This is a genomic window from Microbacterium sp. NPDC089321 (genome assembly GCF_040684935.1).
Lineage (GTDB): Bacteria > Actinomycetota > Actinomycetes > Actinomycetales > Microbacteriaceae > Microbacterium.
Genome location: NZ_JBFBGX010000001.1, coordinates 268492 through 283772, shown reverse-complemented (window position 1 = coordinate 283772; position 15281 = coordinate 268492). Strand labels below are relative to the sequence as shown.

Annotated in this window: 19 protein-coding genes; 15 read left to right on the top strand and 4 right to left on the bottom strand. The window is 67.3% G+C overall.

From position 1 onward, the window contains the following. Positions 1-114: 114 nt before the first annotated feature. Entirely contained in the window at positions 115-1086 is a 972-nt protein-coding gene (locus AB0N59_RS01305; protein ID WP_363477639.1) for a cation diffusion facilitator family transporter, read from the bottom strand. A 46-nt stretch (positions 1087-1132) separates the two neighbouring features. Here AB0N59_RS01305 and proC point away from each other — a divergent pair, with 46 nt between their 5' ends. Further along, entirely contained in the window at positions 1133-1972 is an 840-nt protein-coding gene (proC, locus tag AB0N59_RS01300; RefSeq protein ID WP_363477636.1) for a pyrroline-5-carboxylate reductase, read from the top strand. A gap of 118 nt (positions 1973-2090) precedes the next feature. Here proC and AB0N59_RS01295 read toward each other — a convergent pair whose 3' ends face one another. Both AB0N59_RS01295 and AB0N59_RS01290 read right to left on the bottom strand, forming a co-directional pair. Then, on the bottom strand, positions 2091-2762 hold the full coding sequence (locus AB0N59_RS01295) for a TrkA family potassium uptake protein (RefSeq protein ID WP_204975631.1): 672 nt from the start codon (positions 2760-2762) through the stop codon (positions 2091-2093). After that, positions 2755-4185 (bottom strand): potassium transporter TrkG, encoded by a 1431-nt coding sequence (locus AB0N59_RS01290; protein WP_363477632.1) that lies wholly within the window; start codon positions 4183-4185, stop codon positions 2755-2757. The genes AB0N59_RS01295 and AB0N59_RS01290 overlap by 8 nt, the downstream gene beginning before the upstream one ends. Before the next feature lie 83 nt (positions 4186-4268). Between AB0N59_RS01290 and AB0N59_RS01285 the strand changes: the two genes are divergently transcribed. The 14 genes from AB0N59_RS01285 to AB0N59_RS01220 all read left to right on the top strand — a co-directional run bounded on the left by AB0N59_RS01285 (position 4269) and on the right by AB0N59_RS01220 (position 14722). Next, positions 4269-4685, top strand: a complete 417-nt coding sequence (locus tag AB0N59_RS01285; protein WP_204975633.1) for a metalloregulator ArsR/SmtB family transcription factor — start codon at positions 4269-4271, stop codon at positions 4683-4685. Between the two features lie 82 nt (positions 4686-4767). Then, a complete protein-coding gene (locus AB0N59_RS01280) occupies positions 4768-4959 on the top strand; it encodes a helix-turn-helix domain-containing protein (protein ID WP_204975634.1) in 192 nt (63 codons plus the stop codon). A gap of 114 nt (positions 4960-5073) precedes the next feature. Then, positions 5074-5172, top strand: a complete 99-nt coding sequence (locus AB0N59_RS01275) for an AURKAIP1/COX24 domain-containing protein (RefSeq protein ID WP_003792170.1) — start codon at positions 5074-5076, stop codon at positions 5170-5172. Positions 5173-5239: 67 nt separating this feature from the next. After that, positions 5240-5533: a rhodanese-like domain-containing protein gene (locus tag AB0N59_RS01270; RefSeq protein ID WP_363477627.1), complete on the top strand. Its 294-nt coding sequence runs from the start codon at positions 5240-5242 to the stop codon at positions 5531-5533. After that, positions 5530-5793: a glutaredoxin family protein gene (locus AB0N59_RS01265; protein ID WP_363477624.1), complete on the top strand. Its 264-nt coding sequence runs from the start codon at positions 5530-5532 to the stop codon at positions 5791-5793. The genes AB0N59_RS01270 and AB0N59_RS01265 overlap by 4 nt, the downstream gene beginning before the upstream one ends. Next, positions 5790-6089 (top strand): Dabb family protein, encoded by a 300-nt coding sequence (locus AB0N59_RS01260; protein ID WP_363477621.1) that lies wholly within the window; start codon positions 5790-5792, stop codon positions 6087-6089. The genes AB0N59_RS01265 and AB0N59_RS01260 overlap by 4 nt, the downstream gene beginning before the upstream one ends. A gap of 145 nt (positions 6090-6234) precedes the next feature. Then, positions 6235-7062: a basic amino acid ABC transporter substrate-binding protein gene (locus AB0N59_RS01255; protein WP_363477618.1), complete on the top strand. Its 828-nt coding sequence runs from the start codon at positions 6235-6237 to the stop codon at positions 7060-7062. A 31-nt stretch (positions 7063-7093) separates the two neighbouring features. Then, positions 7094-7885: an amino acid ABC transporter permease gene (locus AB0N59_RS01250; RefSeq protein ID WP_204975639.1), complete on the top strand. Its 792-nt coding sequence runs from the start codon at positions 7094-7096 to the stop codon at positions 7883-7885. Further along, a complete protein-coding gene (locus tag AB0N59_RS01245; RefSeq protein WP_363477614.1) occupies positions 7882-8637 on the top strand; it encodes an amino acid ABC transporter ATP-binding protein in 756 nt (251 codons plus the stop codon). The genes AB0N59_RS01250 and AB0N59_RS01245 overlap by 4 nt, the downstream gene beginning before the upstream one ends. Before the next feature lie 1712 nt (positions 8638-10349). Further along, positions 10350-10589, top strand: a complete 240-nt coding sequence (locus tag AB0N59_RS01240) for a hypothetical protein (RefSeq protein WP_363477611.1) — start codon at positions 10350-10352, stop codon at positions 10587-10589. A 73-nt stretch (positions 10590-10662) separates the two neighbouring features. Further along, positions 10663-11487: a TSUP family transporter gene (locus AB0N59_RS01235; protein WP_363477608.1), complete on the top strand. Its 825-nt coding sequence runs from the start codon at positions 10663-10665 to the stop codon at positions 11485-11487. A gap of 141 nt (positions 11488-11628) precedes the next feature. Continuing rightward, on the top strand, positions 11629-12900 hold the full coding sequence (locus tag AB0N59_RS01230; RefSeq protein ID WP_363477605.1) for an extracellular solute-binding protein: 1272 nt from the start codon (positions 11629-11631) through the stop codon (positions 12898-12900). A 53-nt stretch (positions 12901-12953) separates the two neighbouring features. Continuing rightward, on the top strand, positions 12954-13901 hold the full coding sequence (locus AB0N59_RS01225; RefSeq protein ID WP_363477602.1) for a sugar ABC transporter permease: 948 nt from the start codon (positions 12954-12956) through the stop codon (positions 13899-13901). Continuing rightward, positions 13898-14722 (top strand): carbohydrate ABC transporter permease, encoded by an 825-nt coding sequence (locus tag AB0N59_RS01220; protein ID WP_363477599.1) that lies wholly within the window; start codon positions 13898-13900, stop codon positions 14720-14722. The genes AB0N59_RS01225 and AB0N59_RS01220 overlap by 4 nt, the downstream gene beginning before the upstream one ends. A gap of 7 nt (positions 14723-14729) precedes the next feature. Here AB0N59_RS01220 and AB0N59_RS01215 read toward each other — a convergent pair whose 3' ends face one another. After that, a complete protein-coding gene (locus tag AB0N59_RS01215; RefSeq protein WP_363477596.1) occupies positions 14730-15245 on the bottom strand; it encodes a GNAT family N-acetyltransferase in 516 nt (171 codons plus the stop codon). Positions 15246-15281 lie beyond the last annotated feature (36 nt).

Sequence of the window (15281 nt, the reverse complement as noted above, 5' to 3'; positions counted from 1 at the left end):
GTGTACGCCTGGCGCGGAGATGTACGCCTGGCGCGGACGGATGCCCGGAATCTCTCCGCGCGAAGCGCACATCTCCGCGCGAAGCGCACAGCTCAGGCCGCCGGCCCGGATCGATCAGTCCGACGAGGGGAAGACGAACGCGTCTGTAGACGGCTGGGGGTCGAGCGCGGGCCGGTACACGTCGGGCTCGAGATAGATCACGCGCGCTGCGGGAACAGCATCCCGGATCCGGCGCTCGATCTCGTCGATGTCGGCCGCCGCCTCGCGCACGGTCTTGTCGGCCGTGAGGGCGATCTTCGCCGCGACCATCAGCTCGTCGGGGCCGAGGTAGAGGGTCTTGATGTGGATGAGCTTCTCGACATCGGGTCCGTCGACGATGGAGTCGACGATGCGGTCGTGATCCGCGCGGCTCGCGCCTTCGCCGATCAGGAGGCTCTTGGTCTCGATCGCCAGCACGATGGCGATGACGATGAGCAGCAGACCGATCATCAGCGTGCCCAGGGCGTCGAACAGCGGGTTGCCGGTGATCAGCGTGAGGCCGACGCCGAACAGGGCGAAGGTCAGGCCGACGAGAGCGCCGGTGTCTTCGAGCAGCACGACGGGCAGCTCGGGGGCCTTCGACCGGCGGATGAACGAGAACCACGACTGGCCCTCTTCCCGCACGGTGTTGCTCTCGCGCACGGCTGTGCGCAGCGACATCGACTCGAGCACGATCGCCACGACGAGCACGGCGAGGGGCAGCCACCACCACGTGTGGTCGATCTCATGCGGATCGACGATCTTCTCGACGCCCTCGTAGACCGCGAACAGGCCGCCGAGCGAGAACAGGATGATCGACACGACGAACGCCGACACGTACCTCTCGCGGCCGTAGCCGAAGGGGTGCGAGCGGTCGGCCTCGCGAGTGGCGCGCCGGTTGCCCAGCATCAGCAGCAGCTGGTTGCCCGAGTCGGCGACCGAGTGGATCGCCTCGGCGAGCATCGATGCCGACCCCGACAGTGCCCACGCGATGAACTTGGCGAGGGCGATGCCCATGTTCGCCAGGAATGCCGCGATGATCGCCTTGCTGCCGCCGGATGCGCTCATGACCCGAGTCTACGACGGGCCCGGCACCCCTCGTAGGATGGGCGGCATGGTCGATTCCCTCCCCTCACTCGCATTTCTCGGAGCAGGTTCGATGGGAGGCGCGATCCTGCAGGGGGTCGTCGCCTCAGGCGTCGAGATCGACGGCGGCATCGTCGCGACGAACCGCACGCGTGAGAAGGCGGATGCCCTGGCATCCCTCTCCGGCGTCACCAGCGTCGCCCTGGAGGAGAACCCCGCAGGCAACACCGAGGCGGCAGCCGGGGCACGCATCGTCCTCGTCGGCGTGAAGCCGGCCATGGTGCCCGATCTGCTTCGCGAGATCGCCCCGTCGCTGCGCGATGACGCGATCGTCGTGAGCCTGGCCGCCGGCGTCACCCTGGCGACCTTCACCGAGGCCCTGGGCGAGGGCGTGCACACGGTTCGCTCCATGCCGAACACCCCCGCGACGGTCGGCAAGGCGGTCACCGGGATCGCGGCCGGTCCCGCGGCGACCGACGACGACATGGCCCTCGTGCGGGCGCTCTTCGAGACGGTCGGTGCGGTGATCGAGGTGCCGGAGTCGCAGATCGACCCGCTGTCGACGGTCTCGGGGTCGGGCCCCGCCTACGTCTTCCTGCTGATCGAGAAGCTGACGGAGGCGGCTCGTGGGATGGGATTCTCGGATGCCGATGCGCGGCTCATGTCCGAGCAGACGTTCATCGGCGCGGCTGCCCTGCTGGCGGCATCCGGAGAAGAGCCGGCTGAGCTGCGCCGGCGCGTCACCAGCCCCAAGGGCACGACCGAGCGCGCTGTCGCCGTGCTGCAGGACGCGCGTCTCGACGACGTCTTCGCCGAGGCGACGGCCGCCGCTCTCGCCCGCGCGAAGGAACTCGCGGCCGGCTCCTGATCACCGGCAGGATGCCGAGAACAGGCCGAACATCGAGAACAGGCCGGATTCCCGGCATCCGACCTGTTCCGGCGAACGAGCCTGTTCTCAGAACCGACTCGCGGGCCGGAGACAGCGGCTATCGGTCGAGGCCGGCGAAGCGCTCGATGTCGACGTTCGTGCCCGAGACGATGATGAGGTCGTGGTTGGTGACGACCGTGTTCGCCTCGGCGTAGCGGAACGGCTTGCCGGGACTCTTCACGCCCACGACGGTGACCTTGTACTTCGTCCGCACGCCCGACTCGTTCAGCCGCACGCCGCGGATGAACTTCGGCGGGTACATCTTGGCCAGCACGAAGTCGTCGTCGAAGCGGATGAAGTCGAGCATGCGGCCGCTGACCAGGTGCGCGACACGCTCTCCGGCCTCTCGCTCGGGGTAGATGACGTGGTTCGCGCCGACGCGGGCGAGGATCTTGCCGTGCGACTGCGAGACCGCCTTCGCCCAGATCTGGGGCACCTTGAGGTCGACGAGGTTGGCGGTGATCAGCACGGACGCTTCGATCAGCGAACCGACGGCGACGACGGCGACCTGGAAGTCCTGCGCGCCGATCTGTCGCAGCGCGTCGATGTTCCTGGCATCCGCCTGGACGGTGTGCGTGACGCGCTCCGACCACTTCTGCACGAGCCCGAGGTCTTCGTCGATCGCGAGCACCTCGCGGTCGAGGCGGTCGAGCTCCCCGGCGCAGGCGGCGCCGAAGCGGCCGAGTCCGATCACGAGCACCGGGGCGTCGCCCCGCACCATCTCAACCAACGATCGGCCTTTCGACGGGCAGCGAGTAGAGCTGCGATCGGGATGTCGCGGCGACCGCCGCGGCGAGTGTCACTGTACCAACGCGCCCCATGAAGATCGTCGCCGCGAGCACGTAGCTGGCGGAGTCGGGAAGCTCGGCGGTGAGGCCCGAGCTGAGACCCACGGTCGCGAAGGCGGAGATCACGTCGAAGAGCACGTCGATGATGTCGGCCTTGGTGATCTGGGCGATGATCACCGTTGACACCGCGACGATCGTCGCGCCCCAAGCGACGACGCTGAGCGCGACGCGCTGCACGTCGGAGGGGATGCGGCGGCCGAACGCCTCGACCGACTGGCGTCCCTTCGCCTCGGACCAGACGGCGATGGCGAGGACGGCGAGGGTGGTCACCTTGATGCCGCCTGCGGTGGATGCCGAGCCGCCGCCGACGAACATGAGCATGCAGCCCACGAGCATCGACGAGCCGTGCAGGTCGGACATCTCGATCACGTTGAACCCGCCCGAGCGGGTCATGGCCGAGAGGAACAGCGCGTTCATCGTGGTCTCGCCGGCATCCATCGACCCGAAGGTGCCGGGGTTGTCGAACTCGAGGACGAGGAACACGGCCGCGCCGACGACGAAGAGCAGCACGGTGGTGATCAGGGTGAGCTTCGAGTGCAGCGACCAGCGCTTGACGTGCCAGGTGTGCTTGATCAGCGTGTAGATGACGGGAAAGCCGATGCTGCCCAGGAACACTCCGGTCATAAGCAGCGTGAGCACGAGGTAGTCGTCGGCGAAGACCGTCACGCCGCCGGCGTTGGGCGTGAAGCCGGTGTTCGTGAACGCCATCGCGGCGTAATACGGAGCCTCCCACAGGGCGGCGATGGGCGGGATCCCGGCCCAGAGCAGAGCGGGGTAGAGAAGAACCGCCAGCGTGCCCTCGATCACCAGGGTCGACAGGGCGACGGTGGTGAGCAGCTGCCCGACCTCGCCCAGACGCACGGTCTGGCTCTCGTTGACCGGGCCGCCGTGCGCGCGCATGGGGTTGGTGTCTCCGGCGGCGAGCAGCTTGGCTCGCAGGCCGAGCCGCTTCGAGATCACCAGGCCCATGACGGAGGCGAGCGTGAGCACGCCCATCCCCCCGATGTTGACGCCGACGAAGATGACCGCGTTGCCGAACGGCGACCAGTGCGCGGCCATGTCGACCGTCGCGAGGCCCGTGACGCAGATCGTCGACACCGCCGTGAACAGGGCATCGCTGAGCGGCGTGACCGTGCGGTCGGCTGACGCGATCGGCAGCGAGAGCAGGCCGGTGAAGAGCAGGATCAGCGAGGCGAAGATGATGATCGCGAACCGCGAGGGAGAGGAGGTGACGAGGTGCTTCGCCTGTCGTCCGAAGCCTCGCAGGGTGACCTGCGGAGAGGATGCCGACACGATGCCCGACATCGTTCCCCTTCCCTCCGGTCGCCGGCGCCGTTCGCCGAGCCTTCGTCATGGTACTCCGGTGCGGCGCCGACTACCCTGAGGGGATGACCGACATCTTCGACGTGATCGCAGACGGCACGAGGCGCGACATCCTCCGGCTGCTGCTGAGCGAGTCGGCCGAGGGCGACGGCGGCACCAGCGTGACGCAGATCGTGAGCCGGCTGGGCATCAGTCAGCCGACCGTGTCGAAGCACCTGAAGGTGCTGCGCGACGCGCAGCTGGTGACCGTGCGGGAAGACGGCCAGCGCCGCTTCTACAGCCTCTCCGTCGGGCCGCTCGAAGAGGTGGACGACTGGCTGGTGCCGTTCCTGGTCGACGCGTACGGCGATCAGGCCCCGCTGATCGACATCCCGTTCGCGCCGCTGCCCGCAGCGACCGCGCATGCGGCCGAGGTCGTGGGCCGCGCCGCGGCGTCGGCGAAGCACGTGGTCACCACGGCGCTCAAGAAGCTCGGCCCCTGATCTCGAGTCACAGCAGTCTCATCTGTTTACAGCTGTCGCACGCACCCCATATGCTGTGGTTCAGCAGAAAGGGGTATTGGGGATGCCCGACGTTCAAGACGTTCGTTTCCTTACGGTGGCTGAGGTCGCCGAGATCATGCGCGTGTCCAAGATGACCGTGTATCGGCTCGTCCATGCCGGCGAGCTGCCCGCGATCCGCTTCGGTCGCAGCTACCGCGTGCCCGAGTCTGCGGTGGCAGACGCCGTGCGCGCCCCTATCGCCGACGTGGGCTGATCGTTCGATTCGGGCCCGGTGCGACGGTTTGCTAGAATCGTCCGAGGCATTTTTTCCGTGCCCGTACCCGGGTGCCGCATCCCGGCATCCAACCCCTGACTTAGTGAGGTTTCCGTGGGTTCAGTCATCAAGAAGCGCCGCAAGCGCATGGCGAAGAAGAAGCACCGCAAGCTGCTTCGCAAGACTCGCCACCAGCGCCGCAACAAGAAGTAAGCGGCACGACACCGAGCGCCTGTCTTCGGACGGGCGCTTCGTGTCTGCGCCCGCAGAAGGAGACGTCATGAAGTCGATCACCGTCGAGCAGCTCGCGCAGCGCGAGGGCGTGCCCCTCATCGACGTGCGCGAACGGCACGAGTACGAAGCCGGGCATGTGCCCGGTGCGGTCAACCTGCCGATGTCCGAGCTCGGCGGCCGTCTCGACGAGCTGCCCGGTGAGGCCTTCGACGTCATCTGCGAGCTGGGCGGTCGCTCGGGCCGTGTCGTCGAGGCGCTCTCCGAGCGCGGTCACGACGCCACCAACGTCGAGGGCGGCACCGCCGCGTGGGTCGCCCAGGGGCGGCCGGTCGCGCAGTGACCACGCTCACGATCATCGGCAAGCCCGACTGCCACCTCTGCGAGGTCGCGAGCGAGGTCGTCGACGCCGTCGTCGCCGAGATGCCGGATGCCGTAGCTGAGCGCCTCGAGATCGTCGAGCAGTCCATCGCCGACGACCCCGCGCTCTACGAGCGCTGGTGGGAGAAGATCCCGGTCATTCTCATCGACGGCGAGCTGCACGCGCACTGGCGCGTCTCGCCCGACCGCCTGCGTCAGTCTCTCGAGGAGGCCATGAAGTGATCCGCCATGTCGTCAGCTGGAAGCTCGCCGCAGAAGACGCCGCGGAGCGCGCGGAGCAGGCTGCCGAGGTCGCCCGCCGCCTGAACGCGCTGATGGGCGTCGTGCCCGAGCTGCGCGCTGTGTCTGCGGGCGCGAACGTCGCGCATCCCGACGTCAACTGGGACGTCACGCTCGTCGCCGACGTCGACTCGCTGGAGGCTCTCGAGGCCTACCAGGTGCACCCTGCTCACAAAGAGGCCGGCGCGTACATCAAGTCGGTCGTCGCCTCTCGCGTCGCCGTCGACTTCGAGGTCTGACGAGTCCGATGGGATCTGCCGTGACCTCCACCTTGCAACGCAAATGTGACCGGGCCTCGGCCCTGGGGTTGTCACATTGCTTCGCACCCCATGTCAAAATGAGTTCATCCCGCCGGGCGCAAGCCCCTGTCACAAAGGAGTGGCCATGAAGCGCCGTCCCCTCATCTTCGGCACCGCAGTCGCTGCAGCCGCCGTCCTCGCACTTGCCGGCTGCGCGAGCAATCCCGGTTCGGACGGTGACGCCGACAAGCCGGCATCCGGAGCCGACGCCGCCGACTACGGCCTCGTCGCCGACGGCACGCTGACCGTCTGCTCCGACATCCCCTACCCGCCCTTCGAGTTCGAGGGCGGCGACAACGGCACCGGCTACACCGGTTTCGACATCGAGCTGCTCGACGCGATCTCGAAGAAGCTCGACCTCAAGCTCTCGGTGCAGGACACCGGCTTCGAGGCGCTGCAGTCGGGCGCCACGCTGCTCGCCGGCACCTGCGACCTGGGCGCGTCGGCCATGACGATCACCGAAGAGCGCAAGGCGAACATCGACTTCTCCGAGCCGTACTACGACTCGCTGCAGTCGCTGCTCGTTCGCACCGACTCGGGCATCGAGAGCATCGACGACCTCGACGGCAAGAACGTCGGCATCCAGCAGGGCACGACGGGCGAGATCTACGCCAAGGAGAACGCCAAGGGCGCCGAGCTCGTGCAGTACCCGTCCGACGGCGAGCTGTGGCCGGCCATGCAGTCGGGTCAGATCGACGCGATCCTGCAGGACCAGCCGGTGAACCTCGTGCACGAGAAGGCCGACTCGGACTACAAGATCGTCGAGACCTACGAGACCGACGAGTCGTACGGCTTCGCCTTCGCCAAGGGCGAGAAGGAAGAGCTGCGCAAGGCCATCGACGCCGCGCTGCAGGACCTGCGCGACAGCGGCGAGTACGACAAGATCTACGACGAGTTCTTCTCGGCCGAGTGACCACTGATCTGATCACCGAGAGGCACGAGACATGGCGCTGAAGCGCAGAACGAGAACGCTGCTGTACCGCGTGACGATGTACGTCGTCTTCTTCGCGGTCGTCGCGGCAGTGGCGCTCTCGATCAACTGGCAGCGGGCGATCCCGCAGTTCTTCAACCTCGAGGTCGCGGCCAAGCTCTTCCCCGACATCATCCTGATCGGACTGCGCAACACGATCCTGTTCACGCTGATCGCGTTCACGGGAGGTGTGCTGCTCGGCATCATCCTCGCTCTGATGAAGCTGTCGAGCATCGGACTGTTCCGCTGGGTGGCGACCGGCTGGATCGAGCTGTTCCGCGGTCTCCCCGCCCTGCTGACGATCTTCTCGGTGGCGTTCATCGTGCCGATCGTCTTCGGCTGGAAGGTGCCGGGCGGTCCCGTCGGCGCCGGTCTGCTCGGCCTCATCCTGGTGGCCTCGGCGTACATCGCCGAGGTCATCAGGTCGGGCATCCAGGCTGTGCCGAAGGGGCAGACCGAGGCCGCCCGCTCGCTCGGCATGTCGCCCATGAAGACGATGTTCTGGATCATCCTCCCGCAGGGGTTCCGCATCATCATCCCGCCGATGACCAACGAGCTGGTGCTGCTTCTCAAGGACACCTCGCTCGTCTTCATCGCGGGAAGCTTCATCTGGTCGAAGGAGCTCACCACCTTCGCCCGTGACGCGAACTCGGCGAATGCCAACGCGACGCCGCTCATCGTGGCGGCGCTGCTGTACCTGGTTGTGACCATTCCTCTCACGCGGTTCACCGCGTGGCTGGAGCGACGGATGGCGAAGGAACGATGAGCACCGACCTGATCGACGTGCATGCCCCTGCGATCCAGGTGCAGGGCCTGGTCAAGGCCTACGGCGACAATGTCGTTCTCAAGGGCATCGACCTCACCGTGCTGAAGGGCGAGGTGGTGTGCATCATCGGCCCGTCGGGTTCGGGCAAGTCGACGATGCTCCGCTCGGTGAACCTGCTCGAGACGCCGACCGACGGTCGCATTCTCGTCGAGGGCATCGACATCACCGACCCCGAGACCGACATCGACCGCGTGCGCCAGCGCATCGGCATGGTCTTCCAGAGCTTCAACCTGTTCCCGCACCTGTCGGTGCTCGACAACCTCACCGTCGCGCAGCGCCGGGTGAAGAAGCGCAGCAAGGGCGAGTCGGAGCGCGTCGGCCGCGAGATGCTGGAGCGCGTGGGTCTGGCAGAGAAGGCGGATGCCTTCCCCAGCCACCTCTCGGGAGGACAGCAGCAGCGCGTCGCGATCGCTCGTGCCCTGTGCATGAACCCCGACATGATGCTCTTCGACGAGCCGACCTCGGCTCTCGACCCCGAGCTGGTCGGCGAGGTGCTGCAGGTCATGCGCACTCTGGCCGATGAGGGCATGACGATGCTCGTCGTCACCCACGAGATGGGCTTCGCCCGTGAGGTCGGCTCGCGCCTGATCTTCATGGACGGCGGCTACATCCTCGAGCAGGGCGACCCGCGAGAGGTGCTGTCGAACCCGCAGCACGCCCGCACGCAGGACTTCCTGGCGCGCGTGCTCTGAGTCACGACGACTCGCACGATCGAGACCCCCTGACGCTTCGGCGTCAGGGGGTCTTTTCTGTGCGCGGAGGGCGGTCGACGCTCGCGCGAACGTGACCCGAGAAGTGGGTCGGGAGGACGAGCGGCCTTGGTCACGTCGATCCTCGTGGTTTTTGCTCAGCGCCCGAGATACCGGGGGAGTTCAGGGGTGTGCATATCGCTGCGGGCCGAAGTTGACCTCTACCGGGGGTCTGCGTGGAAGTCGCACCTCCGGCGGCGCATCTACTGTGGACCACAACCCGGGTAATAGTACCCGGGGACATGTGCAGGAGTCGGGGGGTGGACAGTGGGAACGATGCGGAACACATCGCAGGAAACGGGGACGGAAGCGAACTCGGCCAGACGGACGATCGTGACGGGCTTCCCGTGGTCGGTGCCCCTCGACGATGAAGCGGCCACGTCGGCCACCGGCCCGTCGGTATCGATGACGCCGGAACTCGCACAGCGGGCCGGCGATCGATGCAACCAAGGAGAGTCATGAGCGATACACCCGCGAACGCGCAAGGGAGTCCGGCGGACTCCACCGCCGCAGATCAGGCTTCACCGCCGAGTGGGGCAGCCGCGGGCGCGACAGCGCCAACGGAGAACGCGGTCGGTGCGGCGCCCGAGCCGCGTGAGACCGCCGCGCCGGAATCACCGACGCAGACGGACTCGCTCGCGTGGCGCGCTGCCGGGTGGCCGCATGCGGAGTAGAGATCTGGGGGCCCAGCGCTCCGCGGCCCCCTCACGCCAGCCACGCGCGGACGATCGCGCATCGAACGAGAGCGAAATTCAATGAACTCAACACAGATCAGCTCCACTCCGCCCTCGGAGACGCCGAAGCCGAGCCGCCGAACTGTCATGAAGGGTGCCGCATGGGGCCTACCGGTTCTGGCATCGGCACTTGCTGCGCCCATCGCATCAGCCAGCTGCATCGCGGGGCAGCACCCGCTCCTGAAGCCATCTGCGAGCACCCACTCAGCCGCGGAGCAGATCTTCCAGGTGCCCGCCGGTGTGCGCAGGATCAAGGTGACCGTCATCGGCGGATGGGGGGCCGGCTTCCTCAGCGTCGCCAGCGGCGGCAGCGGGGATCTAGTGACCGCCTACATCGACGTGACTCCCGGGGAGCAGCTGACGCTGATCGCGGGCAATGGAGGCGCATCTGCCATCCGAACAGGCTCGGATCGCTTCCAGACGATACTCGGTGGCGGCGGATTCGGCTCGGGTGGAGACGCGAGCCCGAGGAACTTCAATTACGGCATCGACTCTTCGACATACTCGACGCTGGCTGCATCTGGCGGTGGAGGATCGGCTATCCTCCGCTCCGGAGCTCCCCTCGTGGTGGCAGGCGGCGGCGGTGCCACCGGGGCTCCACGCGTCTCAGAATGGCACATGTACGACTGGTCGGCCTGGTCGACGTCCGGCGGTGACGGCGGCGGTCAACGGGGAGCGAACGCATCTGTTTCGCGGTTCGCACCGAGTATCGCCATCGCGGCGTACGGCGGGGAAGCCGGTACAGTGACGGCGCCTGGAGCCGGCGGCGCCGGAGGAACCCTGTCGGGTGCAACTCGGACCGATGGGCGTGCCGGCGTGACGGGCGGCTCATATGGGGCTGCAGGAGGAGATGGAGCGAACGCTGCAACCTCGAACATTCCCGCAATCTCGCACTGGGACTGGGTGACACCGCACTACACCGTGTCCGAGGGTAACGCGATCGGGGCCGGAGGTGGCGGGTACACGGGTGGCGGCAGCGGCAGCGCCATCGCGGGGACAGGGTCGAACGACCTGTACTACTGTTCCGCGACGGGCGGGGGCGGCGGCGGGGCGAGCTACTGGGCCGAGGGCGTCGTCGTCGAGGAGCACCGACCCGCGGGCGCCAAGAACACGTCATCGACGCGTAAGCCCGGCTCCATCGCGATCTCCTGGGCGTGCTGATCTCCCACCCAGCGCGTACGGCGCGTTCCCCCTGAGCGGCCGAGAGCGCGCCGATCTGGCATCCTGAACTGTGATGGAGATCGGCGCGTTCCTCGGCCTCGAGCAGCTCACGTGGGGCATGCTCTGCCTCGTCGTCATCGCCGCATTCGGCGCCGGATGGATCGACGCGGTAGTCGGCGGTGGCGGGCTGCTGCAGCTGCCGGCCGTGCTGCTGATCCCCGGCATCACGCCCGTGCAGGCGCTGGCGACCAACAAGCTCGGCTCGATCTTCGGCACCACGACGAGCAGCATCACGTACTACCGGCGTGCGAGACCCGACATCCGCACGGCTCTGCCGATGGCCGCCATCGCACTCACCGGCTCGTTCGGCGGAGCCGCCGTGGCGACGGTGCTTCCGGCATCCGCCTTCAAGCCGATCATCGTCGTCGCTCTGCTCGCGGTCGCGATCTTCACCGCTCTCAAGCCGCAGCTCGGGGCCGCGACCGCTCTCCGGTTCTCGGGGCACCGTCACCACGTCGCGGCGGGAGCCGCCGGACTCGTGATCGGCTTCTACGACGGACTCATCGGCCCGGGCACCGGCACGTTCCTCGTGATCACGCTCGTCGGCCTGCTCGGCTACGACTTCCTCCAGTCGAGCGCCAAAGCGAAGATCGTCAACTTCGCCACCAATGCCGGGGCTCTCATCCTCTTCATCCCGCACGGAGCCGTGCTGTGGCTGCTCGGCCTCATCCTCGGCGCGGCGAACGTCGCGGGCAGTTATCTCGGCTCGCGCATGGCCATCTCACGAGGCTCCGGATTCATCCGCGCGGTGTTCCTGTGCATCGTCGTGGTGCTGATCGCTAAGCTCGGGTTCGACGTCTGGAACGAGAACGTCGCGCCTCTTCTCGCAGGGCGCTGACCGGGCATCCCTCACCCGGAATCCGAACCGGGTAACCCGGCATATCGCACCGCCGAGATCGTTGCCACGGCAGCGGTCTTCCCGCGTAGACTCCGAATTGTGCCCGCCCGGGCGCAGCAACGCTCCCACGGAGGAGGGACGATGAAGTCAGGAAGCACGAAGAGGGCACTGGCCGGTTTCGCAGGGCTCGCTGCCGCAGCTGTCGCACTCAGCGGATGCTCTGGATCGGGGGACCCGGGTGACGGCGGGAAGATCACGCTGGAGGTGCAGTCGGCGATGGCGGAGGGCACGCCCCGCTACGAGGCGCTCAGCGCGCTCGCGAAGGCCTACGAAGACGAGAATTCCGACGTCAAGGTCGACGTCGTGGCCATGGGCAGCGACTACGAGGGCGACATGAAGGTGCGGATGGGCTCGGGCGACCTGCCCGACATCTGGGCCACGCACGGCTGGTCGCTGCTGCGCTACAGCGAGTTCCTCGAGCCCCTGGATGGGCAGCCCTGGGCGGACAAGCTCAACCCCGTGCTCGACACGACCATGAAGAACGACGACGGCGAGTTCTTCGCGCTGCCGCTGACGACCGATGTCGCCGGCATCCTCTACAACAAGACCGTGCTCGAAGAGGCAGGGGTCGATCCTGCGTCGCTCGGCGACATCGGCGCATTCGATGAGGCGCTGGCGAAGGTGAAGGATGCGGGTGTCGTGCCGATCTCGAGCTCGGGCAAAGACGACTGGTTCGCCGGCAACGTGGCCGACTGGCTCGGTTCGGGCTCGTACGACGAGGGCCAGTCGAAGAAGCTCGCCGACGGTGAATTCATCGACAGCGGCTTCGAAGCCCTGTTCGGCAAGCTCGACGAGTGGGCCAAGGCGGGTTACTTCAACCCCGACTTCTCTTCTGCGACGAGCGACGACATCGCCACGGCTCTCGGGCAGGGCAAGACCGCGTTCGTGATGATCCAGAACAGCCTGGCGCTCAGCGCCACGCAGTTCGTGCCGGACGCGCAGCTGGGCTTCATCCCCGTACCCGCGATCAACGGTGACCCCGAGTACCTCATCGGAGGGGAGGGGGTCGCGCTCGGCGCCTGGCGCGACGGCGAGAACAAGGAGGAGGCCCTCGACTTCCTCGCTTTCCTCGCAGAGCCCGAGAACATCGGAGAGTTCGCCAGCGAAGACGGCAACCCGGCGGGCCTGACCGACATCGACGTCGACCTGGGCGATCTCTCCGACAGCTATGAGCAGTTCTTCACGCCGGGTGAGGTGCGCATGGTGCCCTACTTCGACCGCGCCTATCTGCCGAACGGCATGTGGAACACGCTGATCTCGACCACCGGCGGCATCATCACCGGGCAGACCACTGTCGACTCGGCGGTGAAGCAGACCAAGGCCGAATTCGGAACGCTGTACGGTCAGCAGTAGCACCGCGCGCGTCCGGGATGGACCTCGACCATCCCGGACGCACAGGAGGATCGATGACCGTCACCCGCACACCGCGTCCCACGGACACGGTCTCCGTCGTCGCGCGCGGGTCGCGCAGAAGGCCGCGGACGAGCGGGATCTTCCCGCGTAGGCTCAACTGGTTCTACGTGCCCGCGCTCGTGCTCTTCGCCGTGTTCTCGATCTACCCGCTCATCAGCGGTGTGAGTCTGTCGCTGACCAACTGGAACGGGTACAGCCGAAGCAAGGCTTTCGTCGGCGTCGACAACTACCTGCGCCTTCTCGACGACGACGTGTTCCGCACAGCGTTGGTGAACACCCTGATCTACGGCGTCGGCAGCACGATCATCCAGCAGGTGCTGGGGCTCGGTCTCGCGGTCGTGCTCGACCGTGTCGTCAGAGGGGCGTCGCTTCTGCGCGCGGTGATCTACCTGCCCGTGATGGTGTCGCCCGTCGTGTTCGGCACCATGTACTACCTGATCTTCCGGTACAACAACGGCGCCCTCAACGACCTCCGCGCGCTGTTCGGTGCCGAGCAGGTCGCATGGCTGTCGGATGCGGCTGTCGGCATCACCGTGATCGTGATCGTCAACTCGCTGCAGTTCGTCGGCATCTCGATGGTGATCTACCTCGCGGGGCTGCAGGGCGTGCCCGCCGAGTACTACGAGGCCGCGCAGCTCGACGGCGCGACGTGGTGGCAGAGCTTCCGCAGCATCACGCTCCCGCTGCTGCAGCCGGCATTCGCCACCAGCATCGTGCTCAACCTCATCGGCGGCCTCAAGCTGTTCGACGTGGTGCAGGTGCTCACAGGTGGCGGGCCCGGCCACTCGACCCATTCGGTGTCGACCCTCATCGGCGAGACGTACTTCTCGAACCAGGCGGCCGGCTACTCGGCGGCGATCGGCGTCGTGCTCTTCGTGCTCATCGTGGCGGTCACCTTCGTGCTGAACGCGCTGCTGAACCGAAAGCGGGTCGAGCTGTGAAGAACGTCTCGACGCCGTCGAAGGGTCTCATCTACGCAGGTCTCGGGTTCATCGCCCTGCTGCAGCTGCTGCCGTTCTATTTCGGCCTCACCACGGCATCCAAGCCCAAGACCGACCTGACCTCGCCCTGGGTGTTCCCCGGCGAGATCCACTGGGCCAACTTCCAGACGGCGATGCAGCAGGGCAACATCCTGCAGGCGATCGGCAACAGCGCACTGGTGACACTCGTCTCGACCGTGCTCGTGTGCGTGCTCGGCGCGTTCACGGCCTACCCGCTCGCGCGGCGCATCACCCGCGGCAATCAGCTGGTCTACGCGTGCATCATCAGCCTGATCATGATCCCGCCGCTGTCGGTGCTCGTGCCGCTGTACACGCTGATGAAAGACCTGGGCGGGCTGAACACGCACTGGGGCATCATCGTGCTGATGGTCACCGGCAACCTGCCGCTGGCGGTGTTCCTCTACACGGCCTTCATGCGCAGTCTGCCGGTGTCGATCGAAGAGGCGGCGACCGTCGACGGGGCGGGGCCCCTGCAGGTGCTGTTCCGCATCGTGTTCCCGATGCTGCGGCCGGTCACCGCCACGGTCGCGATCCTCGCTGGTGTCGGCATCTGGAACGAGTTCGCACTGAGCACCTACTTCCTGCGCACCGACGAGACGCGCACGATCGCGCCCGCCGTCGCCGGCTTCTTCGCCGCGCAGGGCAGCAACCCCGGGGCCGCGGCCGCCGCATCGCTGCTGTCGGTCGTGCCCGTGCTGCTCGCCTACCTGTTCCTCCAGCGCAGCTTCATCAAGGGCATGGTCGCCGGCTCGCTGAAATGAGCGCGGTTCAGCTCTGCGGCACGCGGTACTTGAAGCCGACGTGCGACCCGACGTAGCCGAGGCGCTCGTAGAAGCGGTGCGCGTCGGTGCGGGCGGCGTCGGAGGTGAGCTGCACCATCGCGGCGCCGAGGGCGGGAGCAGCGTCGTCCGACACCCAGCGCATCACCGCCGATCCGATGCCGCTCGAGCGCAGATCGCTGCGCACCCGCACCGCCTCGACGAGCAGCCGGCGTGCGCCCTGCCTTGCCATCCCCGGGATCGAGGTGAGCTGCAGCGTGCCCACGATCGCGCCGTCGAACTCGACGACGAGCAGGTCGTTCTCGACGCTGGCGAGGATGTCGTCCAGTGCGCTCAGATATGCCGGGCGGTCGGCATCCGACGCCTGATCCCCGCGGGATGCGCTGATCGGGTCGTCGGCGAGCAGCGCGATGATCCCCTCCGCGTCGGCCGGCGTCGCGCGACGCAGCAGCGCGCGCCCGGCGCGCGAGTCGATCGGGTGGGGAAGGGGGATGGATGCCAGCATGCGCCCAGTCTTGCAGCACCGCCGAGACACGCGCAG